Consider the following 24,765-nt stretch of genomic DNA (forward strand, 5'->3'; position numbering starts at 1 on the left):
GCACCAGGAGCCGTGCGTGGAACGGGGGGGCGCCGGTGATGCGGGCGGGCGCACCAGGAGCCGTGCGCGGAACAAGGGGGTGCCGGTGACGAACCTGCCGGTGGGGGAGCTGGTCGCCGCCGCCCGCGCCGCCCGCGAGCGCGCCTACGCGCCCTACTCGCGGTTCCGGGTGGGCGCGGCCCTGCTCACCGACGGCGGGGACGTGGTGACCGCAGCCAACGTGGAGAACGCCTCCTACGGCCTGAGCATCTGCGCCGAGCGGGCGGCCGTGGTGGCCGCCGTGGCCGCCGGCTACCGCAGCTTCGAGGCGATCGCGGTGGCCGGCGGCGGGGAGGCCCCGGTCACCCCGTGCGGGGCGTGCCGGCAGGTCCTGCGCGAGTTCCCGGCCGCCCTCGACCTCGAGGTCGTGTGCGCCGGCGAGGCCGGGGACCGGGTGCTCGCCACCACCCTCGGGGCCCTGCTGCCCGAGAGCTTCGGGCCTGACGCGCTTCAGGCGGAGCAGCCCGACGCGCCCGGCCGGCCGCTCGGCCTGAAGCGCGCCAGGCCCTCCCGCCCGAAGCGCGCACGGCCCGGGGAGCGGTCGTGAAGTCTGGCCTGGCCGCGCTCGTCGGCCGGCCCAACGTGGGCAAGTCCACCCTGCTCAACGGCCTGCTCGGCGAGAAGCTGGCGATCATGTCGGACAAGCCGCAGACCACCCGTACGGTGGTTCGCGGCGTGCTCCACTCCGAGCGCGGCCAGGCGGTGCTGGTCGACACGCCCGGGCTGCACAAGCCACAGACCCTCCTCGGCCAGCGGCTGAACGACCTCGTCCGGGGCACCCTGGCCGAGGTCGACCTGGTCTGCCTGCTGGTCGACGCGTCCGCCGGGGTCGGCCGGGGCGACCGCTTCCTGGCCGGCGAGCTGGCCCGGACCGGCACGCCGGCCATCTGCGTGGTCAACAAGATGGACGCGGTCCCCCGGGCCAAGCTGGTCGAGGCGCTCCAGGCCGCGGCCGCGCTCGGTGACTGGGCCGAGGTCGTGCCGGTGTCGGCCCGTACCGGCGAGCAGCTCGACGTGCTCGTCGGGCTCATCTTCGACCACCTGCCCGAGGGGCCGCCGCTCTACCCCGAGGGCCACGTCACCGACGAGCCCGAGCAGCACCTGATCGCCGAGGTGATCCGCGAGAAGGCCCTCGCCCTGGTCCGCGACGAGCTGCCCCACTCGGTGGCGGTCCTGGTCGACGAGGTCGGCCCCGGCCAGAGCGAGGCCGAGGGCCGCGACCCCGTGCTGGTGGTCCGGGCCACCCTGTTCGTCGAGCGGGCCAGCCAGAAGCCGATCGTGCTCGGCAAGCAGGGGTCGGTGCTGCGCGAGATCGGCACCCGGGCCCGCGCCGAGCTGGAGGTCCTGCTCGGCACCCGCATCTACCTCGACCTCCACGTCAAGGTGGCCAAGGAGTGGCAGCGCGACCCCAAGCAGCTCGCCCGCCTGGGGTTCTGACCGCCCTGGGAGGTGGCGGGTCAGAAGTCGGCGGGTCAGAAGTCGGTGGAGCACCAGGGGGCGAGGTCACTGGTGAACATCGCGTCGGCGCGGGCCAGCGCGCCCGGCCGGCCCTCGCGGGCGCGGCCGGCCCGGCCCAGGGTGGAGAAGCGGACCCCGCCGAGGTAGGCGGCGCCCAGCGCGGCCACGTCGAGCACCACGTCCGGCTCGAAGCCCGTCCGCGCGCAGTCGGCACCCGAAGGTCCGCCGTCGACCCGGAAGCGGCCGTCGTTCTCGGGCAGCAGCGGGTCGGCGACCTCGAGCACGAGCTGCCCGCTGGCGGCGTAGCGCCGGGCGGCCAGGGCGGCCGGCACGTCCAGGACGCGCAGCCACAGGAAGTCGGAGAGCAGCGTGGTGCGCAGGCGGCGCGGGTCGGCCAGGCACCAGCGCAGCGGCTCGTCCAGCGGCCGGTTGTGCAGCTCGACGGTGGTGGTCAGGTCGAGGTCGAGGCAGAACCGCCACAGCGACGCGGCCGCCTCCGGGGTGACCGCCATCAGCTCGTGGACCTGGGCCACGTTGTCGGGCAGGTTGTCGGTCCAGCGCGGCTTCAGGCTGTAGGTGGCGTAGCCGTCGACCTGGCCGGGAGCCGGCTCGTAGGCCACGTTGACGCGGGGGCCGCCGCCGTCGCGGATCCACTCGGGGTCGCGCAGGCGCAGGTCCCACCACGCCGGGGTGCGGCTGACCTGGCCGGGATGGACGCGGCGGACGCGGTCGAACAGCTCCGGCAGCATCCGGGCCGCCTCGTCGCCGGCGACCAGGCGCACCCGCCCGCCGGTTGGCACCGACCCGGCGAACGCGGCGTGCCTGCGGTCGATCTCCAGGTCGGCCGCCGAGCTGGCCAAGCCGTACCCGAACCGGCCGTAGAGCAGCGACTCCGACGCGGTCAGGATCGACACCGGCTCGCCCCGGGCCTGCACGTCCTCGAAGTGGCGCTGCATGAGCGCGCGCAGGATGCCCCGGCGCCGGTGGGTAGGCAGCACCGAGACCAGCGTCAGCCCGCCGGCGGGCATGCCGACGCCGCCCGGCACGGTCAGCTCGAAGGAGTAGGCGCCGGCGGTGGCGACCATCCCCTCCTGGGCGTCGAAGGCGCACAGGCTGCGCTCGGTCTCGAAGACCTTGGGGAACTCGGCGAGGGCCTCGCCGGGCCAGCGGCGACCGAAGACCGTGCCGAACACGCGCGCGAGCTCGGGCAGCTCCTCGACCGCGATCGGCCGGATCTCGACATCCATGGGCCTTGTTGTACCCGCCGCCGCCCGCGCGCGCACGCGGTTTTCCCACGCCGGTCACGGGACTGGGAGGGTCAGGTGCCCGTGGCCTGCTCGCCCGTGGCCTGCTCGCCTCCGGGCGCAGCCAGGCCTGATTGTCGCAGACGATCGCCGCGCCACTTCGCTGTCAGCGGAGCGGAAGGCGCCAGGGCCGAGCCCTCAGTAGGCTTGCCGCCCGGACGACCGAGCAGGCTTGCCGCCGGGACGGCCGACGACGAAAAGGAGCCCGGGATGCGAGTGATGGTGCTGGGGGGGACGCGGTTCATCGGGGCCGCGATCGTCGAGGAGCTCGACGGGCACGGGCACGAGCTACTCATCGTGCACCGGGGGGAGCACGAGCCCGACGACCTGCCCGCCGCCGAACACCTGCACGCCGACCGGCGTGACCTGCCCCACCTGCGGGGTGCGGTCCAGGAGTTCGGGCCGGAGGCGCTGGTCGACACCTGCGCGCTCACCGCCACCGACGCCGAGACGGCGCTCGCCACCCTCGGCGACGACGTCCGCCTGCTGGTCCTGTCCAGCGTGGACGTCTACCGGGCGTTCGGGTCGGTGCTGACCGGGGTGGAGACCGACCCGCTCCCGCTGGACGAGACCTCACCGGTGCGCGCCGAACGCTTCCCCTACCGGGGTCGCATGGAGCGGGGCGACGACTACGAGAAGCTCGAGGTCGAGGAGCCCTACCTGGCCAGGGCGGCCACCGTCTGCCGGCTCCCGATGGTGTACGGCGAGCGCGACTACCAGCGACGCGAGGAGGCGATCCTGAGCCGGGTGCGGGCCGGGCGCTCCCGCATCCCCATCGGGACAGGCAGCTGGCTGTGGACCCGCGGCTACGTCCGCGACATCGCCACCGGGGTCCGCCTCGCACTCGAGTCGGACGCTGCCTTGGCCGAGGTGCTCAACCTGGGGGAGAGCCGGAGCTGGTCGATGGGCCTGTGGGCCAGGCACGTCCTGGAGGCGGCCGGTGCCCAGGCCGAGCTGGTCCGGGTGCCCGACGTGCTCCTCCCCGACGACCTCGAAGAGTTCGGCACTATCCAGCAACACCTACTCGTGAGTTCCGCCAAGGCGCGGGATCTCCTCGGCTGGGAAGAGACGGACCCCCATGAGGCGCTGACTCGCTCGGTCGCCTGGCACCTGGCCAACCCGCCCGGGGACGCCGACCGTGACTTCGAGGCCGACGACCGGGCGCTGGCCGCGACCGACGACCGGGCGCTGGCCGCGGCCGACGAGTACCTGGCGTCGCAGCAACCGGCTAGCCACGCCTGAACGGGTAAACAGGATCTCCAACACCGCGGATTGGGACACTGTCGATGACGCAGGGGTGGAAGACATAGCTGTCCGCACCGATGGGAATATCGAACTGGTCCATGTCGGCGTGAGAGTAGAAATGGGCTTCGCCGCCTGCCTCAACATAGCCGAGGAGCCCGTTCTGCCAGAGGACGGAGGGGAAGCTGGTGGTGCTGTCGAACTTCTCGTCGGCGCGCATGCTCATCAGTTCCAGCTCTTCCCTTGAGAAGCGGTCACGGCCGACTTCCCTGATGATGCCGCGAACCTGGTGGTCGATTCCAGCCAGATACTCCATGGTGCTGGTGTAGATCTCGGAGTACCCGTGACGCGCGGCGTCCTTCGGCATGGTGTCTGCGGCGATCTGGTTGCTGGTCTGGGCGAGCTGCGAATCCCCGAACCGCTTGGACGAGCGGGAGACGACGCGTCGCAGGTCCGGCTGGGAGAACTCCGTGCGGCCAGCTGCCCTCTGCCGCAGGATCGCGGCGCAGATCGCATTGCCCAGGGAAACGATGTCTCTCGGGATGAGCCGCGTGTGCCGAAGAAGGTAGTCGCCGGCCCTCTCGTGCACTCCGCGGGCCTCGTTCTTCACGACAGGGGTTCCAAGCCAGGCTTCAACTGGGTTCGCATAGGTCCCTGCGGCCATGAGGAAGGACTGGTCGAGCCTGCGCAGCTTCTCGAGCAGCAGGTATTCGATCGACTCTCTATCCCAGCTGAGGACGCGAATATGCGGCTCATCGTGGTATCGCGGTGCATGCTCGGAGCGGTAGACAGACGACATCACGATGTCCCGGACGGAGATCACGATGTGCAGGCGCCCGCCGAGCCTCGGGTCCCTCAGGAAGCGCATCACCTGATAGAACAGGCCCTTCTGGCACCGCAGCCAGTACATCGGCGCATGGCTGAACTCTTCGTCCACCGCGTCAAGGTAGAAGAAAATCGGCGGACACGTCCGGAGGATCTCCGCGAGGACGTCTTCGAGGTCGTCCCACGCGGGGTCGTCCAGGTAGTCCGTCAGCTGGCGGGCCTTGTTCTGCCCATTGATGATCGTGCGCATCTCCGCGTAGATGGATCTCGGCCTCCGGAACTCACCCAGCAGGTGTCCGTATTCTCCCCTCAGCGTTCCCGCCTGCTCGTGTGAAAGGTAGGGCTTGAGGTCCTCGTGGGCGAGAAGATGGGTCGCCAGAGAGCTCAGTACCGCACGGTTCCACACCTGCATCCACTTCTCGGTGAGGAATCGTTCTGGAAACCATTGGCAAGCCTTGACGACAGCTTCTGTCGATGGGAGGTTCTGCTGGGGATGGCCGGCGTAGACGGATCCCTGGTGTGCCTGGAAGCTGCGCAGACGCCGCAGGTAGACGGTCTTCCCGGCACCAAGCCGTCCAACGATCACGCGAGTTGTGGCGTCGTCAGCCGGTGCCGCGAGAGCTCCAAAAGCAGGATTGCCCCGGAAGTCGACGAAATCGCTCAGAATGTTTGCGATGGGCGCCCTGGAGCCATCTGGATTTCCAAATGGGCCTGTTGGGTCTGAGAACCCTTCCACTATCAGGTTGCCGTCCAGCTGGGCGTGCATCCGACCTCCATCACTCGCTCGTCGGTGGCTCGCACTAGAACGGGGAGCCGGGAGACAGGAACAGGTGCTGGGCGACTCGCCACGCCTCGTGTAGCTTTGCGGCGTGCTCCCCGGACAGGTGTGAGACCGCGACCTCCTCGTTCGTCTTGTGGAACAGTTCCTTGACGGTGAAGCCAGACTCGGAGGTGAGGCTCTGAAGGCCGTCCTCGGTTATGACCCATTCATCGTTTGGCATCTCGATGATCGGCTTGAATCGAGGCATGGGCATGGCGGCGGACGGCGGCCGAGTTCGAGCTTCGATGGCGAGTCGAAGCAGATGGATCAGCTGCTGCAACGCTCCAGCGGGATCGAAGTGCTCGTCACCCGGGTAGCGGTTGAGCCGTTGCAGCTCTGGGGCCACCGAACCTGTCCACTCACCCGCGCTCGTTGCCGCAGACCAGGGAATCGGTTGCTGTCCACGCCTGGCGATGGTGGGTGCTGTGGCGTCGTGCGGGACCGTCCCATCCTCTTCCTCGAGCCCGACCTCGAGAACCGGCGTTCCGTTGCCGAGCCATGCCGACAGGGGAAATCGCAGTCTGAAGGTGGTCCCGGGCAGCCGGACTCGCACGCCTCGGTCTGAAACGGCCCCCAGCCCTCGTGCCCTGTCGAGTAGCGCGGTGATGTTCTCGAAGGTTGGCTCCTCCTTGAATCTGTTGAAAGCGTCGTCGTCGGTTCGACGGCGCTGCTGCACGTGCTCCAGGGTGACGCTGCGCAGGTCGTCCAGCCGTGCATCCGTCTGTTGGCGGATCGCCTCGATCTCGTGCGACAGCTGTTCGACCGATGAGCGGGTGTGCTGCTCCTGTTGGCGAACCTCGCGTATTCGTCGTTCAAGGATCGTCTGCACCCAGTACAGGGGGCCGAACAGTGCCAGCGCCGCTCCGAGGTCGAGCCACACCGAGGGAGCGTAGTCTCCTCGGGCCAACGAGCCCATGACGATCAGGGAGGCGCCGAGGGCCACCGTGGCCGACGGGATGACCCAGCCTTGTCTTGGCCTCATGCGGAACCTGCTCTGGGTGGTCGTTCCCTGGCCAAGATCCCACGCCTGTCACAGGCGGGGCGTGAGCCCGCTGGGCAACGGGGGAAGGCCTCGTCCGAGCGTCGGTCTCCTGCCGGCCGGTGACCACCGCGCACGCCGATCAGGCGTGTCAGTTCGGGCGGGCTGTCCGCCATCGCCACCGCTCCGTTCGATCGCCACCTGCGGGCTTTGAGCGGCTCGATCGTGGCATCCCCGTCACGGGACGTAAAGGGCAAGGATCGTGTCGGGCGGCGCCTCGCGCGCCGGCAACAAGTACACGACGACAGCGGCCGCTGCGTCGGCCGCTCGGTCGGCGATGGTTCCTTGCCAGCATCGGGCTGTGGGGGCGACCATAGACGCAGGCTCACGCCGCGAGCAGGCGCATCTCACCCTCGACGACCCCGAGTGCGGGGGCGACCATGGACGCAGGCTCACGCGGGGCGAGGAGCCATGGCCAACGAGAGCGAGCGGCTTGAATGGCGAGGAGCAGAGCGAGCAGCGCCGTGCCCGAAGGCCGCGAGTCGGGTGGCCGGGTCGCCGACGCCCCTCGGGTCCAGGTGATAGCTGGCGAGGCACCGGCGGGTGGCCAGGTCGCCGACGCCCCTGGGGCCCAGGTGATAGCCGGCGAGGCACCGGCGGAGGAGGCTGCTCCGGCCCAGGAGATGCTGACGGAGGCGTTCGAGCTGGAGGCATCCGAGGGCCCGAGCCCGTTCCCGCCCATCGCCGAGTATGCGTTCCTGTCCGACTGCGAGACCAACGCGCTGGTAGCGGCGAGCGGCAACGTCGAGTGGCTGTGCCTGCCGCGCCCCGACGGGTGGAGCGTGTTCGCCTCGATCCTGGACCGGGCGGCGGGCGGCTTTCGGCTCGGCCCGACAGGGGTCACGGTGCCGGCTGGGCGTCGCTACCTCCCCGGCACCCTGGTCCTGGAGACGACCTGGCGGGCCCGCAGCGGCTGGATCGTCGTCCGCGACGCGATGTGCATCGGCCCGTGGTACCACCACCAGCGGCGTTCGGGGACCCACCGCCGGCCGCCGACCGACCACGAGGCCGAGCACACCTTGCTTCGTACAGTGAAGTGCATCATCGGCAGCGTGGAGCTCGCACTGGACTGCGAGCCGGTGTTCGACTACGGGCGGACCGAGGCCCGCTGGGAGTACGCGGGGGCGGGCTACGGCGAGGCGATCGCGCACGGCGGTGACGGGGAGGTGCCGTTGCGGCTGGTCACCGACTTGCGCGTCGGGTTCGAGGGCCGCGGCGCCCACGCGCGCACCACGCTGCGCGAGGGCGAACGGGCGTTCGTCGCGCTGTGCTGGCCTCGGTCGCAGTGGTCGGCGTCGGAGGAGCACTGGGCGGAGCGGGCCCCGCCCAGCACGTGCGACGAGGCCTTCGAACGCATGGAGCGGACCGGGGAGTTCTGGCGTGGCTGGATCAACCAGGGGATGTTCCCGGAGCATCCCTGGCAGAGCTATCTGCAGCGCAGCGCGCTGACGCTCAAGGGCCTGACCTACGCGCCAACCGGTGCGCTGCTGGCGGCGGCCACGACGTCGCTGCCCGAGACGCCCGGGGGCGAACGCAACTACGACTACCGCTACACCTGGATCCGTGACGCCACCTTCATGCTGTGGGGCCTGTACACCCTTGGCTTCGACCGCGAGGCCAACGACTTCTTCTACTTCGTGGCCGATGTCTGTGAGGGCGAGAAGGATCTCCAGATCATGTATGGGGTAGGCGGTGAGAAGGACCTGCCTGAGCAGACCCTCGACCACCTGGACGGCTACGAGGGGGCACGGCCGGTCCGGATCGGCAACGCGGCTGCGGCCCAGGCCCAGCACGACGTCTGGGGCGCCGTGCTCGACTCGGTCTACCTGCACGCCAAGTCGAGGGAGCACCTGCCCGAGCGGGTCTGGCCGACCCTCAAGCGGGCGGTCGAGTGCGCAGCGGCCAATTGGCACAAACCCGACCAGGGGATCTGGGAGGTGCGCGGCGAGCCCAAGCACTTCACGTCGTCGAAGCTGATGTGCTGGGTGGCGTGCGACCGTGGCGCCCGGCTGGCGAAGCTGCACGGCGATCGCGAGCTGGCCACCAGCTGGCGCAAGGCGGCCGAGGAGATCCACGCCGACATCTGCGAGCACGGCGTGGACCAGCGGGGGGTGTTCGTCCAGTCCTACGACTCCACCGCGCTCGACGCTTCGGTGCTGCTCATGCCGCTGCTGCGCTTCCTGCCCCCAGACGACCCGCGGATCCGGAAGACCGTGCTGGCGGTCGCGGAGGAGCTGACCGTCGACGAGCTGGTGCTGCGCTACCGGGTGGGCCAGACCGACGACGGCTTTTCGGGTGAGGAGGGTACGTTCACGATCTGCTCGTTCTGGCTGGTCTCCGCGCTGGTGGAGATCGGCGAGGTCGCCCGCGCGCGCCAGCTGTGCGAGAAGCTGCTGTCGTATGCCAGCCCGCTGCAGCTCTATGCCGAGGAGATCGACCCGCGCAGCGGTCGGCACCTGGGAAACTTCCCCCAGTCGTTCACCCACCTGGCCCTGATCAACGCGGTCATGCACGTGATCCGGGCCGAGGCCGGCGGCGACGCGACCCGCTTCGCACCCCAGGGCGTGTCGGTGCTTTGAGCTGCCGCGGTGTCGCCGCGGTGGGAACCTGGCCCGGTGACCCCTCCGGCTCCACCTGTCGGCGCAGCCTGGAAGCAGGTCACCAGAGGTTCTGCCCGTAACCCGGGCCAGCGACCAGGGCCGTCAAGTCACGGACAGGACCTCTGAGCAGGTGCTCAGCGGAAGACTCCCGTGTGGCCCAGGGAGTAGCGGCCGGGCTGCGGGTAGACGCACAGCCCGTGGGGGCCGCGACCAACCCGGATGCGGGCGAGCAGCCGGCCGGTGCGGGTGTCGATGGCATAGACCTCGGCGTGGTAGCGACCCGACAGCCACAGCACACGGCCGTCGGCGGAGACCCCACCCATGTCGGGGCTGCCCCCACCCGGCAGGCGCCAGGTGGCGACCACCCTGCGGGTGGCGAACGAGAGCAGCGAGACCGACCCCTCGCCCCGGTTGGAGACATACAGGTAGTGGGAGTCCCGGCTCACGCTGAACCCGTGCGCGCCCGTGCCGGTCGCCACGAACCCCACGACCCGCGGCCGGGCGGCGTCGACGACCCACACGCCGTTCGAGGCCGTGTCGGCGACGTAGAAGACCCTGCCGTCGGGGGCGAGCTTGACGTCCTGGGGCATCGCGCCCGCGCGCAGACCCACGACGCTCACGACCTGCTCGCGGGCCACGTCGACGTGGACCAGCTGGCCGCTGAACTCGCAGCTTGCCAGCAGGTGGCGCCCGTCGGCGCTGAAGTCGAGGTGGTCGACACCCTGGCAGGGCACGCGCAGAGCGTGGCGCAGCCTCATCGTGTGCGGCTCGCGGAAGTCCAGGCGGCCCAGGCGCTCGGCGACAACGATCGCGCGCCGGCCGTCGGGGGTGAAGTACAGGTTGTAGGGGTCGGCCACGGCGACCGTCGGGCCGGGGCGGCCGCTGGCCGGGTCGACCGGGGTGAGGGTGTTGCCTTGGTTGTTGCCGACCCACAGGGTGCGCAGGTCCCAGGACGGGGTGACGTGCTGGGGCAGCCCGCCGGTGGCGAAGCGGGCGACGCGCCGGAACGTCCGCGCGTCGATGACGTCGACGCTGTCGCTTTGGCTGTTGGGCACGTACACGCGGGCGGGGAAGCCACGGACAGCCGGGCTGAGCTGGCCGGGTCGGTCGGCGGCGTAGGCGTCGTGGGGGTCGAGCGCCGCCGGCATGCCGGGCAGCGGGTCGGCCGCCAGCGGGTCGGCCGCGCCGGTCGCCGACGGGTCCGACCGGGCCGGCGCCGCGGCCCCGGTGGCCCCGGTGGCCCCGGTGGCCCCGGTGGCCCCGGCGGCCGCCGTCCTCGGGCCGGTGCCGCAGGATGCCACGACCAGACCAGCGACAGCCGCGAGGGCCAGGGCGCGGACTTTGGCGCGGTATGGGGTCAGTGCCTCTTTGCCTTCGTCTCGCCGTGGTCCGGCGATGCTGTGGGAGGTAGCGGCGGTCATGGTGACGGGATCGTACCCGGCGGCACCTGAACGGCACCTGATCGGCGGTTGGAGCGAGGGTCGTAGGTCGTCCGGCGAAGGTCCTCCAGGCTTCACTCCTCACTGGCCTGGTCGGGGTCGACAGCGGGCCCGTCACCCCGCTTGCCCGGGGGTCAAAACCATTGACTCGGCGACTCCTCGGAGCGCATAGTTACAACCACCATTGAGCGGCTACCGGCAGTCATTGCGGCTCCGCGAAAACCCCAAATGCTGCTGGTCTGATGTGCTCAAGAAATGGTCACGGCGTTCCTGGGCGGGTTCTGGCGACCGGAGGAGGGTGCCGACAAGCCCACCGGTGCAATGGGAACACCTATGCAATGGGAACACCTATGCGCCCGAGCAGCTGGGGTAGCACTCGGCTGAGTTCGGGCAGGGGGAGCAGAGATGCCACGTCTTCGCATCGGCTTCACGACGGCTGCGGCGGCTGCGGTGACGACGTTGCCGCTCCTGCTCGGTGCGTGCGGGTCGGCCGGTAGCGCCAGTCCGGCGCGGGCGCCCGAGACAACAGCGAGCACGCAGGCCCAGTCTTCGACGCCTTCCACCGCGACGACGCAGCCACCGTCGCAGGCCGCGAAACAAGCGACCGAGAAGGACTTCAACCGCAACAATTTCGACCGTTCGACCAACATCGACAACCAATGGTTCCCCCTGAAGCCCGGGAAGCAGCTCGTCTACGACGGGGAAACCAAGGCGGACGGCAAGCGCGTCCGCCATCGCGTGGTGTTCACCGTCACCGACCTCACCAAGGTGGTCGACGGCGTGCGCAACGTCGTCGTCTGGGACAGGGACTACACCGAAGGCCGGCTGGTGGAGGCCGAGCTCGCCTTCTTCGCCCAGGACAACGACGGGAATGTCTGGCACCTGGGCCAGTACCCTGAGGAGTACGAGGAGGGGAAGCTCGCCGCCGCGCCAGCCTGGATCGCCGGTCGGGAAGGTGCGAAGCCGGGGATCGCCATGCGGGCAGACCCGCGGGTGCGGACGTCTGGCTACTCGCAGGGGTTTGGGCCCAAGGTCAACTGGACGGACCGCGCGAGGGTGTCCAAGACGGGCCAGAAGACCTGTGTGCCCGCCGGCTGCTACGAGGGCGTGCTGGTGACCGACGAGAACACCCGGGACGAGCCGGACGCCCACCAGCTCAAGTACTACGCGCGCGGGGTGGGCAATGTGCGGGTCGGCTGGGCGGGGCGTGACGAAGAACAGGAGACCCTGGTGCTGGTCAAGGTCGTGCAGCTCAGCCCGGCGGCCTTGGCGGAGGTCCGCAGGGACGCGCTGAAGCTCGAGCAGCGCGCCTACGCGATCAGCAAGAACGTGTACGGTCACACGCCACCGGCGGAGTAGGCTCCGGGGACAGCCCACCTTGGAAGAATGTGGGCTCGCCGGCCGGCCACGGGCCAGTCGGCAGGACGGGCGCGGTGGCTGCCGGGGTGGTGGCTGCGGGGCCGTCGCCGAGCAGGGGAGACGGCCCCGCAGCGCGCGCCTTATGGCTTGATCAGGCTGATGCGGGTGTACCAGTTGGCGAGCGCGGTGCGGGTCGCGCCGCAGCTCCCGATCGGCGCCGCCAGCCACTGCGCGAGCGTGCAGGTCTGCCCGATGTACTCGGAGCCGATCCAGATGGAGCTGCCGTCCACGGCGGCCGCGCCGTAGTCGCCCCAGCGGGTCCGCGGCGGAGCGCCGACGAACGACTTGTAGCTGGTGAAGCCGTCCGACGGCCCGAGGCCCTCCCTGGCGACCTGGACGGGACCAGTACCCGCGGTGCTGTCGAGGCTCGCGTAGGCCGCGCTCGGGTAGTGGTCCGCGCCGACCAGCGTGAAGGCGATCACGCCGCGGCCGCTCGCGGTGACCCCGACCGCCGGGTAGGTCAGGTGGTTGTCGGCCACCCCGAACTGGCCCTGCTTGATGATGCGGCCCGACAGGTGCGAGGCGTCGATCTGCGGCCGGACCACGTAGAAGGCGACCCCGGCCTTGTCCGCGCCGCCGACGTTGACGGCCGTGCCGAGCGCTCCCCAGACCTTGCCGTTGGCGAACATCACCTGCTGCATGCGGCTGTCGCTGGCGTCCAGGCGCGACTCGACCTCGTCGTGCGCGGGCTCGTTGGCGAACAGCAGCCGCCAGCAGCCCGGCCCGGCCGGGGTCGGCGTGGTGCTGTCGTTGATGCACTCGCCCAGCGGGATGTTGCCGGGCTTCTGGTCGGCCTTTGGCGGGACCCCGTAGGTGCCGACCGGGGTGATCGCGTTCCGCAGCGTGACCGCAGGGGTGGCGGTGTTCAGTGACGACGTGTTGGACAGCGCCCAGAGCGCGATTCGGTTGTCGGTGCCGGTGCCGTTGGCCTCCTCCGCCGCCATCGAGCTGAGGAAGTACTCGGTGCCGCCGAGGTCGTCGGCGTAGGCGCCGGCCGGTGTGATCGCCGGCCACACCGTGAAGCCCGGGTTGCCGGCGACCGCCCCGACCGTGTCGAACTGGGTCACGGTGACGGTCGGCGCGCCCGCCGCCAGCGCGGCCTTGGAGAACGCGTAGACCTGGGCGGCGTGGAATCCGTCCGCGAAGAACGGGTACTCGTTGGTGGTGACGAAGAAGCCGTGGCGGTCGGCGCCGATGTGCGGGAAGTCGCCGATGCAGGGGCCGCCCGCGCAGTGGTGGTTGGGCGTGCCCTGCGTGCCGTCGTTCTGGACGGGGAGGCGGTAGATCGTCCAGGCGCCGGTCGGGTCGGCGGTCTTGGACACGGCGATGTCGATGTGGTTCGGGCCCGTGAACGCCCCGTTGGCGGGGACGACCTCGAGGGTCAGCACGACGTTGAACCAGCGCTGCGTGTCAGGGTCGAAGTGGCAGCTCGGGTCGGTGACGAAGGGGCCGAAGGTCCCGGTGGTGCGGTTGATCGCGGGCGGGTAGCCGTAGAACGTGTTGAGGTCGACGACGCCGGTCCGCGCGTTCCCGGAGCGGTCGTAGACCCGCAGGACGTCGTTGACCGACTCCAGCACGAAGCCGTTGCCGGCGCAGAGCCCCTGGTCGGGCGGCTCGACCGAGAACTGGTTACCGTTGTTGGCCAGCCGCTGGTCACGGTGGATGAGCCCGTCGAAGCTCCTGACCAGCTGCGGGCTCGACTTGACCTTGGCGCTGGGCACCGCGCTGCCGCTGCCGCGGAGACCCTGCGACAGGCTGCGGTCGACGGCCGTCGCCTCCTCCTTACGCGGCTCGCCGACGAACTCGGGGAACTGGATCGCGTCGCTGCCGGTGGGAGTCTCCCGGAACGTGGTCGTCCCCCCGCTCGCGATCTGCCGCGTAACCCCATCCGCCTGTGCGGGGGCGACGTTCCCCCCGAGTGCCGTCACCACACCGAGCACGAGCACTGGTACCAGTGCCCAGCCCACAGCCTTGTGCGCTTCATCCCGGTGACCTCCCCGCAGCCTGCCTACCTGCCAAAGCGCAGGTCAGGTATGGATAGCTCGCATACCGTGCCCAAGGGGAGAAGCAGTGTCAATACGCACGGCGTGACCTCGGTAGCGGCGACCGGGCGGCAGCCGCGGCGGGCGTTCATCCTGTGACATCCTGTGACATCCTGTGACGCGGAAGCCCCTCCTGGACCACCTGTAACGCCGAAGCCCTGCTGAACGGCTCATGTAGAGGTAGAGAACGGGGGCGACGTGCTGACAGCCCGCACACCGGACCGGGTTGCTCGCCTCCGGACCGAAGGGAGAACGCATGCGGAAGCCGTTGCGGGTGTTGCTCATCGTCGCGGTGGTGTCCCTGGTCGCCGCGCCGGCGGGTAGCGCCGTCGCGTTCAACGCCGACACGCTGGTCACCGTGGGCAGTCCACCGTCGCCGTTCTCGCAGAACAAGCAGAACGAGCCGGCCGTGGCGATCGACGCCAACCACCCCACCGTCCTGGTGGCAGGCGCGAACGACAACATCGACATGGAGGCCTGCAACGCCGGTACCGACAACACCTGTCCGTTCACCGACGGCGTCGGCGGGTCAGGCGTCTCCTTCTCGTTCAACAGCGGCGACTCGTGGTTCCAGCCCACCTACACCGGCTGGAGCGCCCGCAACTGCGTGGGCGCGCCGGGCGACAACGACCCGCCCTGCCAGCCCCAGGTCGGTCCGATCGGCACGCTGCCCGGCTACTTCGAGGCGGGCCTGGTCTCCGACGGCGACCCAGCGGTGGCGTTCGGTCCGGTGTACAGGAACGGCAGCTTCTCGTGGGCGAACGGGTCTCGCCTGTACTACGCGAACCTGACGTCGAACTTCCCGGGCCGGCAGGGGGTCAGGGGGTTCGAGGCGATCGCGGTGTCGCGGATCGACGGGCCGGCCTCCACCGGGCTGACCCAGGCCATCGTGTCCAACCAGGCCAACTGGCAGGCGCCGGTCATCGTGAGCAAGCAGAACTCGGCGCTGTTCGCCGACAAGGAGCAGGTGTGGGCCGACAACGCCTCGTCGAGCCCGTTCTTCGGGCACGCCTATGCCTGCTACGGGGCCTTCCGGGGCGTGCCGGGCACGTCTCAGCCGCTGGTGGTGGCGACGTCGACCGACGGCGGTGACAGCTGGACCAACCACCAGGTCACGCCGGCCACGAACAACCCTGTCACCCCGAGGGGCTTCGGTCGGTCGGGCTGCACGATCCGGACCGACAGCCACGGCGTGGCGTACGTGTTCGCCTACCAGTTCGGCTCCGGGCTCCCCGGCAGCGGCGTCCAGATCATGAGCAAGTCCTTCGACGGCGGTCGCCACTGGACCCAGGCGCGGCCGATCCTCCCGGCGACCGACCTCTGCAACGCGTTCGAGCCGTCGATCGGCCGGTGCGTCGAGGACGGGATCGGCGGTGCCCGCGACGACCTCGGGCCCTCTCCGAGCGTGGACATCGCCAACGGCGCCCCGACCGGCGCCGACGCCACCAACCAGATCGTCGACGCCTGGGCGGACGGCCGTGACGGCCTCAACAACGAGCACGTGATGTTCGCCTCCTCCAGCAACGGGGGCGCCACGTGGACCGGCCCGACCAGGATCGAGACGGCCGGGGACCGCGGGTACTATGCCGCGCCGGCGATCTCGCCGAACGGAACCGACGCCTGGGTCGTGTACAACGCATTTACCACACCGTTCCGCAACGACACCACGTCGCCCCGGAACCTCGTCGGGGTGGTCAAGCATGCGGACGTCGCGGCCAACGGCACCGTGGGAGCCTTCACCCAGGTCCACCGGAGCCCCGGCGGCGATCCCAGGGGCAGCAGCCAGAACAACCTGGCGGCGGAGTTCCTCGGCGACTATGTCTACGCCGCGGCCACCCGCACGTACGGGGCCGCCGTCTGGAACGACGCCCGGCGGGCCGCCGACTGCCCGGCCATCGACGCCTACCGCCTGGCGCTGCACAACGAGGCGCTGGTGGCCGGCGGACCAGTGGCTGAACCGGAGGAGCCGCGGGGCGAGGAGGAGGCCGTCCACCACCTGCTGAAGACCCAGGAGCCGCATGCCGTCGCCCCACCCGTGCAGCAGGTGTGCGAAGGGACGTTCGGCAACTCCGACATCTTCGGCGGGACCTACGCCGACCCGACTCCGTAGCCGCAGGCCAAGCGGGCGGAAGGGGCACCGGAGGGCTGCTCCCTTCCGCCCGCGCGCCTGGCAGGTGCTTCAGCGACCGGCTACCACCAGCCCTGCCGCCTCGCCCACCGCAGCAGCGCCGCTGACATGGCCGCCATGACCACCAGCACCACCGCCAGGTGCACGAAGTCGGTCCGGGCGTTGGCGATCACGTTCATCCCATAGATGGACGACAGGGCGGTGATCGGCAGCGTGACCGCCGCGATGACAGCCAGCCGTTCCGCGGCGATGGTCATCTTCGTCTCGGTCCGGGTCCGGTAGAACTCGATCACCCCCTGGAGGAACTCCTTCTGGCCGTCGGCCAGGGCACCCACCCGCTCGAACTGGTCCACGATGTCTGCCACCTGCGGCTGGGACTGGCCGGGGACGAAGCGGGCGAGGGTGGCCATCCGCCCGTAGATCTCGCGGCTCTGCGCGGCCATGGTGCGGACCACGAGCAGCTCGTGCCGGGCGCGGAACAGCTCCTCGAGGAATTCCTCGGGATTGCCGATGTCACCGCCCATCACTTGCTGCTCGAGGAGTCCGGTCTCCCGGGCAAGGGTCGCCACGAAGCCCTCCTGGTGACGGGCCATGGCCGAGACGATCGCGTAGGACAGCTCGAACGACGAGGCGGGGCACATGCGCCCCGCCTCGATCCGCTTGAGCACCGCGCGGGTGTCGCGGAGGGCGACGTCAGGGTCGAGCGCCGAGTCGAGTGGCCCGTGGACGGTCACGACGAACCCGGGTCCTACGAACTGGTCGAGCTCGAGGTAGTGGACGTGGCCGCCCTTGCCGCGCTCGGGGGCGTGCAGGACGACGAACACATGGTCGGAGTAGGCGTGGACCTTGGGGATGTGGTTGCGCTCGACACAGTCCCGCACGGCCAGGGGATGGAAGCCGAACACCTCCGAGAGCACGCGGACGGCCTCCTGGTCGCAGGTGGGGATGTCCACCCACACGAGCCCCTCCTGGAGGGCGATCAGCGTCTCGAGCTCCTCGACGGGATGTTGCTCGACGCCGCCGTCGGCTATCAGTCGAACGTCCATCCCCTCGCCACCTCCCAGACCACGGCGCCCGCGTGATGCTGGCCCGAGCCTGCGCCGCAGGCAGCAACTCGGCAACCTCAGCTGAGAGGCGTGGACGCCGGCGGCGCGAGCAGCTACCGTCCGACCATGACCGCATCTTGGACCCCTCCGATCGGCATCCCGGGCGGGACCGACACGCCCGACCTGGTCGTCGACCTGGACGTCGTGGAGTCCAACATCGCCAGGATCGCCAAGGAGATGGCCAGGCGCGGGGTGGACCTCCGTCCCCACTTCAAGACCCACAAGAGCCTCCGCATCGCGCGGCTGCAGCTAGAGGCGGGGGCCGTGGGCGTGACCTGCGCCACCCTCGCGGAGGCGGAGGTCCTGGTGGCCGCGGGGATCACGGACGTGTTCGTGGCCTATCCGGTGTGGGCGGGAGGCGCCAAGGCGGCACGGGTCCGGCGCCTGCACGAGCTGGGCCGCCTCTCGGTCGGGATCGACGACGAGGTCGCGGCCGGGGTGCTCGGCGAGGCGGTGCGGGGAAGTCGTGCGCGGCTCTCCGTCCTCGTCGAGGTCGACTCGGGGCTTCGCCGCTCAGGCGTGGGCGGGCCCGACGACGCCGTCGTCGTGGCGCGCGCATGCCGGAAGGCCGGCCTCCAGGTGTCCGGCGTGTTCACCCACGGTGGGCACGGGTATGGGCCGGGCGCGGCCGAGAAGGCCGCCCGGGACGAGGTCGAGCTGCTCCGGGTGGTCGGCGACGCGCTCGCCGACGACGGGTTCGAGATCGCGACCCGCAGCGCCGGCTCCACGCCGACCGCGCTGCGCTCCGCCATGGGCTGCGTGACCGAGGAGCGGCCGGGAACCTACGTCTTCGGCGACTGGCAGCAGAGCGTGCTCGGCAGCTGCGCTCCCGACGGCGTGGCGCTGATCGTGGCCTCGACCGTGGTCAGCACGGCGGTGGACGGGCAGTTCGTGATCGACGCGGGGGCCAAGACGCTCTCCAAGGACCGGCCGGACTGGCTCCCCGGGCATGGCTACATCCCGCGCTTCCCCGGCGCGCTGGTGGCGCGGCTGTACGACCATCATGCCGCGTGCGAGGTGTCCGACGGTGCCGCCCGACCGGCGGTCGGGGAGATCGTGGGCGTTGTCCCCAATCACGTCTGCCCGGTGGTCAACCTGGCCAGGTCCCTGACGGTCGTGCGGGACGGTCGGGTCATGGATCGGTGGCCCGTCGATGCGCCGGCCCGCAACACCTGACCGCTCGGGCCTGGTGAACTGGACGGTACCGTGGCCCGTGACGTTCAGGGCTCGTTCAGCGACACTTCAGCCCCAGCGGGGCAGGATCCGTCGTGTGGCTGGCGGAGGAGAGCACGATGCGGGTGCTGGTGGTCGAGGACGAGAAGCGGCTCGCGGCCGGGCTCCGCAACGGGCTCGAGGCCGAGGGGTTCGCCGTGGACGTGGCCCTGGACGGCACCGACGGGTTGTGGATGGCCCGGGAGAACCCGTACGACGCGATCGTGCTGGACATCATGCTGCCCGGGGTCAACGGCTACAAGGTCTGCGCCACCTTGCGGGAGGAAGGGGTCTGGACGCCGATCCTGATGCTCACCGCCAAGGACGGGGAGTGGGACGAGGTCGAGGCGCTCGACACCGGGGCCGACGACTACCTGACCAAGCCCTTCTCCTACGCGGTGCTCCTGGCCCGGCTGCGGGCGCTGCTGCGGCGGGGCGCTCGTGAGCGGCCAGTGGTGCTCGAGGCGGGCGACCTGCGGCTTGATCCGGCGGCCAGACGGGCGTGGCGAGGCGAGGCCGAGGTGGAGCTGACCACCCGGGAGCTCGCGCTGCTGGAGTTCCTGTTGCGCCGCCGGGGCGAGGTCGTGTCGAAGCGGGAGATCCTCGAGCACGTCTGGGGCTACGACTTCGAGGGCGACCCGAACATCGTCGAGGTCTACGTGCGGCATCTCCGCAACAAGCTCGACCGGCCGTTCGACCGGGACTCGATCCAGACGCTCCGGGGGGCCGGGTACCGCTTGGCGGCGCAGGGTGGCTGAGCGGCGGCGGTCCTGGCCTGCCCGGACCGGGACGGTGCGGGTGCGCACGACCGTGGCCGCCGTGATGGTCGTCGGGGTGGCCATGGCCGTGGGTGGGGTGCTGATGGTGACGGTGCTGCGGGACGCGCTCACCCGCCAGGTGGCGGCCGCGGCCCGGCTGCGGGCCATGGACGTGGCAGCGGTGCTCGCGTCGGGGGCCGAGCCACAGAAGCTCGCGGTCGACGACGACGAGGACCTGATGATCCAGGTGCTGGACCGGGACGGCAGGGTGGTCATGTCGAGCCCCAACGTCAAGGGGCTGCCTGCGGTGGCCCGGCTGCGCCCTGGGGAGTCGGCCCCGGTCGAGGTGCCGATCGACAACGACGACGAGTTCCTGGCCGTGGCCACCGCCGCCGACACCGGCGACGGCCGCTTCACCGTCGTGGTGGCCCGCAACGTCGAGACGGTGGCCCAGTCGGCCCGGATCGTCACCGGCATGCTGGCGGTCGGGCTGCCGCTGCTGCTGCTGCTGGTCGGTGTGACCACGTGGAGGGTGGTGGGCCGGGCGCTGGCGCCGGTCGAGGCGATCCGCGGCGAGGTCGACGCGATCTCCGCCGCCGAGCTGCACCGCCGGGTCCCCGACCCGCCGGGCGACGACGAGATCGCCCGGCTGGCCAAGACGATGAACCGGATGCTCGACCGGCTCGAGCGCGCCCAGGTCCGCCAGCGGCGCTTCGTGTCCGACGCCTCCCACGAGCTGCGCTCACCGGTCGCCTCCATCCGCCAGCACGCCGAGGTCGCCCTGGCCCACCCCGACCGCACCACCACCGTCGAGCTGGCCGAGACGGTGCTGGCCGAGGACCTCCGGGTGCAGCGGCTGGTGGAGGACCTGCTGCTGCTGGCCCGAGCCGACGAGCACACCCTGGGGCTGCGCCGACGCCTCGTCGACCTGGACGACCTGGTGTTCAACGAGGCCCGCCGGCTGCGGGACGCCAACGGGGTGCGGGTCGACACCACCGCGGTGTCGGCCGGCCGGGTCGACGGAGACGCCGGCGGGCTGCGCCGGGTGCTCCGCAACCTCGGCGACAACGCCGCCCGCCACGCCCGCGGCCGCATCTCGTTCGCGCTCGCCGAGCGCGACAGCGTGGTGGTGCTGGCGGTGGACGACGACGGGCCGGGGGTCCCCGAGGCCGACCGCGAGCGGGTCCTCGAGCGCTTCGTCCGCCTCGATGACGCCCGGGCCCGCGACGCCGGTGGCAGCGGGCTCGGCCTGGCCATCGTGGCCGAGCTGGTCGCCGCCCACGGCGGCACGCTCGCCGTCGCCGGCAGCCCTCTGGGTGGCGCCCGGATCGAGGTCACCCTCCCACGTGGCGGCAACGGCGCCGCGCCGGGCAAGTGAACCGGGTCACCCTCCCACGTGGTGGCAACGGCGCCGCGCCGGGCAAGTGAACCGGGTCACACTCGCCTGAAAGGGACTTCAGGTGCGTTCAGCCTCCGCTCAGGTGCCGCTCGGCATGCTGACCACGCAGCCAGTGAGGCTGCGCGAATCCTGGCACGGCCCGAGCAGCGACAGGCACCGAGAGGAGCGCGTCGATGCGGCGCATGACCAAGACCAAGTGGCTCGCTGGCGGGGCGCTCACCGTCGCCCTGATCGGCACCGGCACCGGGTTCGCGCTGCCCCCCCTGAGCGCCCAGGACGACAAGCCGCTCACCGGAGCGAACCTCGACAGGGCGGTCGCTGCAGCGCTCGCCAGCACCGGCGGCGGCGCGGTCACCGGGACCGAAGCCGGCGACGACGGCGCCGCCTTCGGTGTGGAGATTCGTTTCAAGGACGGCCGCCAGGTCGAGGTCAACCTCGACAAGGACTTCAAGGTCGTCGGCCGGGAAACCGACGACGACGGCCCCAACGACGACGACGGCGCCAAGAACAGCTGATCGCGAAGACCAGCCGGCCCACGGCACAGCGGGTGGCGGCAACCCCCGGCGCCGCCACCCGCTGCCCCCCTTCCAGGAGGTGCACCGGTGCCCTCGGGCGCCGGACGGCACCATCGCCACGCGCCGACCCGCTGCCCGGCAGCGAGGCCCGCAGCAGCACGACGTTCGGCGTACTCACGCTCCGGCTCGCCGACCGAAGCTATGACTGGCGCTTCGTGCCGGCGAGCCGGAGCGGGTTCAGCGACGCAGGTCAGGCACCTGCCACTGACGGCGCGCCCGGGCCTCCGCCGGCGCTCTGGCGGGACCTCCTGGACTTGGCGAACCGCAGGTACAGGATCGGGACGATGAACAGGTTGAGCAGGGTCGAGGTGACCAGGCCACCGAGGATGACCACGGCCATCGGGTGCTCGACCTCGTGACCGGGGATGTCGCCCAGCACCACCAGGGGCACCAGGGCCAGCCCGGTCGCCAGCGCGGTCATCAGGATCGGCGCGAGCCGCTCGCGTGCCCCGCGCAGGACGAGCCCAGGCCCGAAGGTCTCGCCTTCCTCCCGTTCGAGATGCTGGCAGTGGTTGATCAGCATGATGCCGTTGCGCGCCGCGATCCCGAGCACCGTGAAGAACCCGATGAGCGAGCCGAGCGAGATGATGCCGCCAGCTGTGTACGCCGCCAGTACCCCGCCCACCAGCGCCATCGGCAGGGTCAGGAAGAGGAGCGTGGCCAGGCGCCAGCTTCCCCCGAACGCCGCCTGCAACAGCAGGAAGATCCCGATCGCGGCGGCACCCCCGAAGGCGAAGATGCGCCGCTGGGCGGCCTGCCGCTCCGCGTACTCCCCGAGCAGCTCCGCGTGGAACTCGCGCGGGAACTGGATTCCGTCGATGGTGCGCTTGACGTCGGCCACCACGGAGCCGAGGTCCCGTCCCTGCACGTTGGCGTCGACGTCGATGCGGCGGGCGAGGTTCTCGCGTTCGATGAGGTTCGGGGTCGGCTTGATCTGCACCTGGGCCACGTCCCCGAGCCGCACGTGCCCGCCGCCTGGCGTGTCGATCAGCAGCGCGCGGATGTCGTTCAGGCTGTTGCGTGCGCTGGGCGTGCTCCACACGTGCACGTCGTAGGCCTTGCCGTCCCGGAAGATGTCACCGACCTCTTCGCTCGCCACCCAGGTGGCCGCCGCCCGGCGCACGTCGCCTGGCTTGAGCCCGTAGCGTTCGGCCTTGGCGAGGTCGACCTTGACGTCGACCTGTGGCACGTCGGCTTGGAGCGACACGTGCAGATCGACGATGCCGCCGATCTTCGAGAGGGCTGCCTCCGCCTCCTTCGCCTTGCTGCGGAGGGTCGCCAGGTCCTGGCCGTAGATGCGCACGACGATGGCGTCGCTCGTTCCCGCCAGCACCTCCCTGATCCGCTCCTTCAAGTAGGTCTGCACGTCGCGCTGGAGCCCCGGGTAGCCGTCGACCACCTTCTGGATGGAGGCCACCGTCTGGTCGTAGTCGACCTTGGGATCGACGCTGATCCAGTTCTCGCCGAAGTTCACGCCGACCACTTCGTCGGCCAGCAGGGCCTGGCCGATGTGGGCGCCGAAGTTGCGCACCCCTGGGATGGACCGCAGCTCGCGACTGGCCGCCGTGGTGATCCGGGTCATCTCCGGATGGGAGGTGTCGGGCTTGGTCACCCAGTGCATCAGGAAGTCCCGCTCCTTGAACGAAGGAAGCAGCGACTGCCCGAGCATCGGGTAGACCATGAGGCCGAGCAACGCGATGACCGCGACGGTGGCGAACGCCGAGAGCGGCCGGTGGATGAGCCGCGCCAGGACCGCGTGATAGCCGCGCTGGAGCACGCGGTACAGCGGGGGGTCGCGGCGGTCGAGCGGCGCGCTCCGCAGCAGGATGAGGCTCATCGCCGGCGTCACGGTCAGCGCGATCACCAGCGAAGCCAGCACCGCCAGCCCGTACGAGAAGACGAGCGGCCGGAAGAACGCGCCGGACAGGCCCTGCAGGAAGAAGATCGGCATGACCGCCACCACGGCGATCAGCGTCGCGTAGATGATGGGGCTGCGCACCTCGAGCGAGGCCTCGAGCACGACCGACGCGGTGGACCTGCCGGTCCCTTCCCGGCGATGCTGGCGCAGGCGCCGCAGGATGTTCTCGACGTCGATGATGGCGTCGTCGACCACGACCCCGACGGCGATCACCAGCCCCGCCAGCACCATCGTGTTGATCGTGGTGCCGCGCAGGTAGAGCACGATCACCGCCGCCACCAGCGACAGCGGGATCGCCACCAGGCTGATCAGCGCGGTGCGCCACTCGAAGAGGAAGGCGCCGAGGACCAGCACCACCAGCAGGCAGCCGAGCAGCAGCGCCCTGGTGAGGTTGTGGATCGCCATGTCGATGAAGGTCGCCGGCCGGAAGATGGTGGTGTCGATCTCCATCCCGGAAAGGCCGGGCCGCAGCGCGTCGAGCGCCGCCTCCACGCCTTGCGTCACCTGCAGGGTGTTGGCGCCGGGGAACTTCTCGACGATGAGCATGAGCCCAGGGCCGTCGTTGATGACGGCGTCACCGGCCAACGGTTGGTGGCCTTCCACCACGTTGGCTACGTCGCCGATGCGCAGCGGCTTGCCGTTCTTTCGCTCGAGCGTCACCTTGGCCAGGTCGTCCGGGGTCACGATGGGCAGGACGTGGCGGACCCCGAGCCGCTGGTTGGGGGTCTCGATGAACCCCCCGGTGCCGATCATCGCCCCGTCGGAGAACCGCAGGATCCCCGCGTCCAGGGCGTCCGCGGTGCCCTCCATGACCTGGTCGAGCGAAACGCCGCTGGCCTGCAACCGTTCCGGTTCAACCTGCACGTGCATCTGCTTGATCCGCTCGCCCCAGATCGCGATGTTCGCCACGCCTGGCACGCGCAGCAGGCGGTTCCTGATCGTCCAGTAGGAGATCGCCGACATGTCGATCAGCGACACGCTCTTGGAGGAGAGCCCGATCTTCATGACCCGGCTGGTCGCCGAGAGGGGTTGCATCATGAACGGCGGCGCCGCCCAGGTCGGCAAGGTCGGCGTCACCGTTGCGACGCGCTCCTGCACCAACTGGCGCGCCCGCAGCAGGTCGGTCCCGGTCTCGAAGATGAGGACGATGGACGACAGCTGGGGGACCGACTTGGAGCGCATCACGTCAAGCCCCTCCACCCCGCTGAGCGCCTCCTCGAGCGGCACGGTGACCAGGGCCTCCACCTCGGACGAGGAGAGCCCGAGGCAGGGGGTCTGGATCTCCACCCGTGGCGGTGCGAACTCGGGGAAGACGTCCACCGGCATCTGTGCCAGTTGCCCGACGCCGAAGAACATCATCGCCGCGGCGACCGCGACCACGAGGAAGCGGAACTTCAGGCTCGACCCAACGATCCATCGCATCATGGCTGAGAACGTCCTTC

Annotated in this window: 17 protein-coding genes; 10 read left to right on the forward strand and 7 right to left on the reverse strand. The window is 70.6% G+C overall.

Annotated elements, in window-relative coordinates; translation table 11 throughout:
• The first annotated feature begins 85 nt into the window (after positions 1–85).
• Both VG276_19195 and era read left to right on the forward strand, forming a co-directional pair.
• Positions 86–586: a cytidine deaminase gene (locus tag VG276_19195; protein ID HEV8651459.1), complete on the forward strand. Its 501-nt coding sequence runs from the start codon at positions 86–88 to the stop codon at positions 584–586.
• A complete protein-coding gene (era, locus tag VG276_19200; protein ID HEV8651460.1) occupies positions 583–1,476 on the forward strand; it encodes a GTPase Era in 894 nt (297 codons plus the stop codon). Before VG276_19195 ends, era begins: the two co-directional genes overlap by 4 nt.
• Before the next feature lie 35 nt (positions 1,477–1,511).
• Here era and VG276_19205 read toward each other — a convergent pair whose 3' ends face one another.
• On the reverse strand, positions 1,512–2,744 hold the full coding sequence (locus VG276_19205) for a GNAT family N-acetyltransferase (protein ID HEV8651461.1): 1,233 nt from the start codon (positions 2,742–2,744) through the stop codon (positions 1,512–1,514).
• 267 nt (positions 2,745–3,011) lie between these two features.
• Here VG276_19205 and VG276_19210 point away from each other — a divergent pair, with 267 nt between their 5' ends.
• Positions 3,012–4,043 carry an NAD-dependent epimerase/dehydratase family protein gene (locus VG276_19210; GenBank protein HEV8651462.1) on the forward strand — a complete coding sequence of 344 codons (1,032 nt, stop codon included), beginning with the start codon at positions 3,012–3,014 and terminating at the stop codon, positions 4,041–4,043.
• Here VG276_19210 and VG276_19215 read toward each other — a convergent pair.
• Together VG276_19215 and VG276_19220 are read right to left on the reverse strand one after the other, a co-directional pair.
• Positions 4,030–5,634: a hypothetical protein gene (locus VG276_19215; protein ID HEV8651463.1), complete on the reverse strand. Its 1,605-nt coding sequence runs from the start codon at positions 5,632–5,634 to the stop codon at positions 4,030–4,032. The two genes, VG276_19210 and VG276_19215, sit on opposite strands and share 14 nt — an antisense overlap.
• Before the next feature lie 34 nt (positions 5,635–5,668).
• Entirely contained in the window at positions 5,669–6,670 is a 1,002-nt protein-coding gene (locus VG276_19220) for a hypothetical protein (protein ID HEV8651464.1), read from the reverse strand.
• A gap of 680 nt (positions 6,671–7,350) precedes the next feature.
• Here VG276_19220 and VG276_19225 point away from each other — a divergent pair.
• The gene (locus VG276_19225) at positions 7,351–9,306 is read left to right on the forward strand and encodes a glycoside hydrolase family 15 protein (GenBank protein HEV8651465.1); all 1,956 of its coding nucleotides are present in this window, start codon (positions 7,351–7,353) and stop codon (positions 9,304–9,306) included.
• Positions 9,307–9,461: 155 nt separating this feature from the next.
• On the opposite strand, the gene VG276_19230 is transcribed toward VG276_19225, so the two are convergent.
• Positions 9,462–10,748 (reverse strand): YncE family protein, encoded by a 1,287-nt coding sequence (locus VG276_19230; GenBank protein ID HEV8651466.1) that lies wholly within the window; start codon positions 10,746–10,748, stop codon positions 9,462–9,464.
• Between the two features lie 423 nt (positions 10,749–11,171).
• Here VG276_19230 and VG276_19235 point away from each other — a divergent pair, with 423 nt between their 5' ends.
• On the forward strand, positions 11,172–12,125 hold the full coding sequence (locus VG276_19235; protein HEV8651467.1) for a hypothetical protein: 954 nt from the start codon (positions 11,172–11,174) through the stop codon (positions 12,123–12,125).
• 140 nt (positions 12,126–12,265) lie between these two features.
• On the opposite strand, the gene VG276_19240 is transcribed toward VG276_19235, so the two are convergent.
• Positions 12,266–14,131, reverse strand: a complete 1,866-nt coding sequence (locus VG276_19240) for a hypothetical protein (GenBank protein ID HEV8651468.1) — start codon at positions 14,129–14,131, stop codon at positions 12,266–12,268.
• 352 nt (positions 14,132–14,483) lie between these two features.
• Between VG276_19240 and VG276_19245 the strand changes: the two genes are divergently transcribed.
• Positions 14,484–16,337 (forward strand): sialidase family protein, encoded by a 1,854-nt coding sequence (locus VG276_19245; protein ID HEV8651469.1) that lies wholly within the window; start codon positions 14,484–14,486, stop codon positions 16,335–16,337.
• Positions 16,338–16,417: 80 nt separating this feature from the next.
• Here VG276_19245 and VG276_19250 read toward each other — a convergent pair whose 3' ends face one another.
• Positions 16,418–17,401 carry a magnesium transporter CorA family protein gene (locus VG276_19250; GenBank protein ID HEV8651470.1) on the reverse strand — a complete coding sequence of 328 codons (984 nt, stop codon included), beginning with the start codon at positions 17,399–17,401 and terminating at the stop codon, positions 16,418–16,420.
• Between the two features lie 126 nt (positions 17,402–17,527).
• Here VG276_19250 and VG276_19255 point away from each other — a divergent pair, with 126 nt between their 5' ends.
• The 4 genes from VG276_19255 to VG276_19270 all read left to right on the forward strand — a co-directional run bounded on the left by VG276_19255 (position 17,528) and on the right by VG276_19270 (position 21,345).
• Positions 17,528–18,637 carry an alanine racemase gene (locus VG276_19255; GenBank protein HEV8651471.1) on the forward strand — a complete coding sequence of 370 codons (1,110 nt, stop codon included), beginning with the start codon at positions 17,528–17,530 and terminating at the stop codon, positions 18,635–18,637.
• A gap of 116 nt (positions 18,638–18,753) precedes the next feature.
• On the forward strand, positions 18,754–19,431 hold the full coding sequence (locus VG276_19260) for a response regulator transcription factor (GenBank protein ID HEV8651472.1): 678 nt from the start codon (positions 18,754–18,756) through the stop codon (positions 19,429–19,431).
• Positions 19,432–19,471: 40 nt separating this feature from the next.
• Positions 19,472–20,809 (forward strand): HAMP domain-containing sensor histidine kinase, encoded by a 1,338-nt coding sequence (locus tag VG276_19265; protein HEV8651473.1) that lies wholly within the window; start codon positions 19,472–19,474, stop codon positions 20,807–20,809.
• 194 nt (positions 20,810–21,003) lie between these two features.
• Positions 21,004–21,345, forward strand: coding sequence for a hypothetical protein (locus tag VG276_19270; protein ID HEV8651474.1), 342 nt, complete (start codon positions 21,004–21,006; stop codon positions 21,343–21,345).
• Positions 21,346–21,595: 250 nt separating this feature from the next.
• Here the strand turns inward: VG276_19270 and VG276_19275 are convergent, their stop codons facing one another.
• The gene (locus VG276_19275) at positions 21,596–24,748 is read right to left on the reverse strand and encodes an efflux RND transporter permease subunit (GenBank protein HEV8651475.1); all 3,153 of its coding nucleotides are present in this window, start codon (positions 24,746–24,748) and stop codon (positions 21,596–21,598) included.
• Positions 24,749–24,765 lie beyond the last annotated feature (17 nt).

This window comes from Actinomycetes bacterium (assembly GCA_036000965.1).
In the GTDB taxonomy this organism is placed as follows: domain Bacteria; phylum Actinomycetota; class CALGFH01; order CALGFH01; family CALGFH01; genus DASYUT01.

Coding starts and splice junctions, on each gene's coding strand:
- VG276_19215 (HEV8651463.1), bottom strand. CDS start 5,634: ATGCACGCCCAGCTGGACGGCAACCTGATAGTGGAAGGGTTCTCAGAC.
- VG276_19255 (HEV8651471.1), top strand. CDS start 17,528: ATGACCGCATCTTGGACCCCTCCGATCGGCATCCCGGGCGGGACCGAC.
- VG276_19225 (HEV8651465.1), top strand. CDS start 7,351: ATGCTGACGGAGGCGTTCGAGCTGGAGGCATCCGAGGGCCCGAGCCCG.
- VG276_19235 (HEV8651467.1), top strand. CDS start 11,172: ATGCCACGTCTTCGCATCGGCTTCACGACGGCTGCGGCGGCTGCGGTG.
- VG276_19210 (HEV8651462.1), top strand. CDS start 3,012: ATGCGAGTGATGGTGCTGGGGGGGACGCGGTTCATCGGGGCCGCGATC.
- VG276_19245 (HEV8651469.1), top strand. CDS start 14,484: ATGCGGAAGCCGTTGCGGGTGTTGCTCATCGTCGCGGTGGTGTCCCTG.
- VG276_19220 (HEV8651464.1), bottom strand. CDS start 6,670: ATGAGGCCAAGACAAGGCTGGGTCATCCCGTCGGCCACGGTGGCCCTC.
- VG276_19230 (HEV8651466.1), bottom strand. CDS start 10,748: ATGACCGCCGCTACCTCCCACAGCATCGCCGGACCACGGCGAGACGAA.
- VG276_19250 (HEV8651470.1), bottom strand. CDS start 17,401: ATGGACGTTCGACTGATAGCCGACGGCGGCGTCGAGCAACATCCCGTC.
- VG276_19260 (HEV8651472.1), top strand. CDS start 18,754: ATGCGGGTGCTGGTGGTCGAGGACGAGAAGCGGCTCGCGGCCGGGCTC.
- VG276_19275 (HEV8651475.1), bottom strand. CDS start 24,748: ATGATGCGATGGATCGTTGGGTCGAGCCTGAAGTTCCGCTTCCTCGTG.
- VG276_19270 (HEV8651474.1), top strand. CDS start 21,004: ATGCGGCGCATGACCAAGACCAAGTGGCTCGCTGGCGGGGCGCTCACC.
- VG276_19205 (HEV8651461.1), bottom strand. CDS start 2,744: ATGGATGTCGAGATCCGGCCGATCGCGGTCGAGGAGCTGCCCGAGCTC.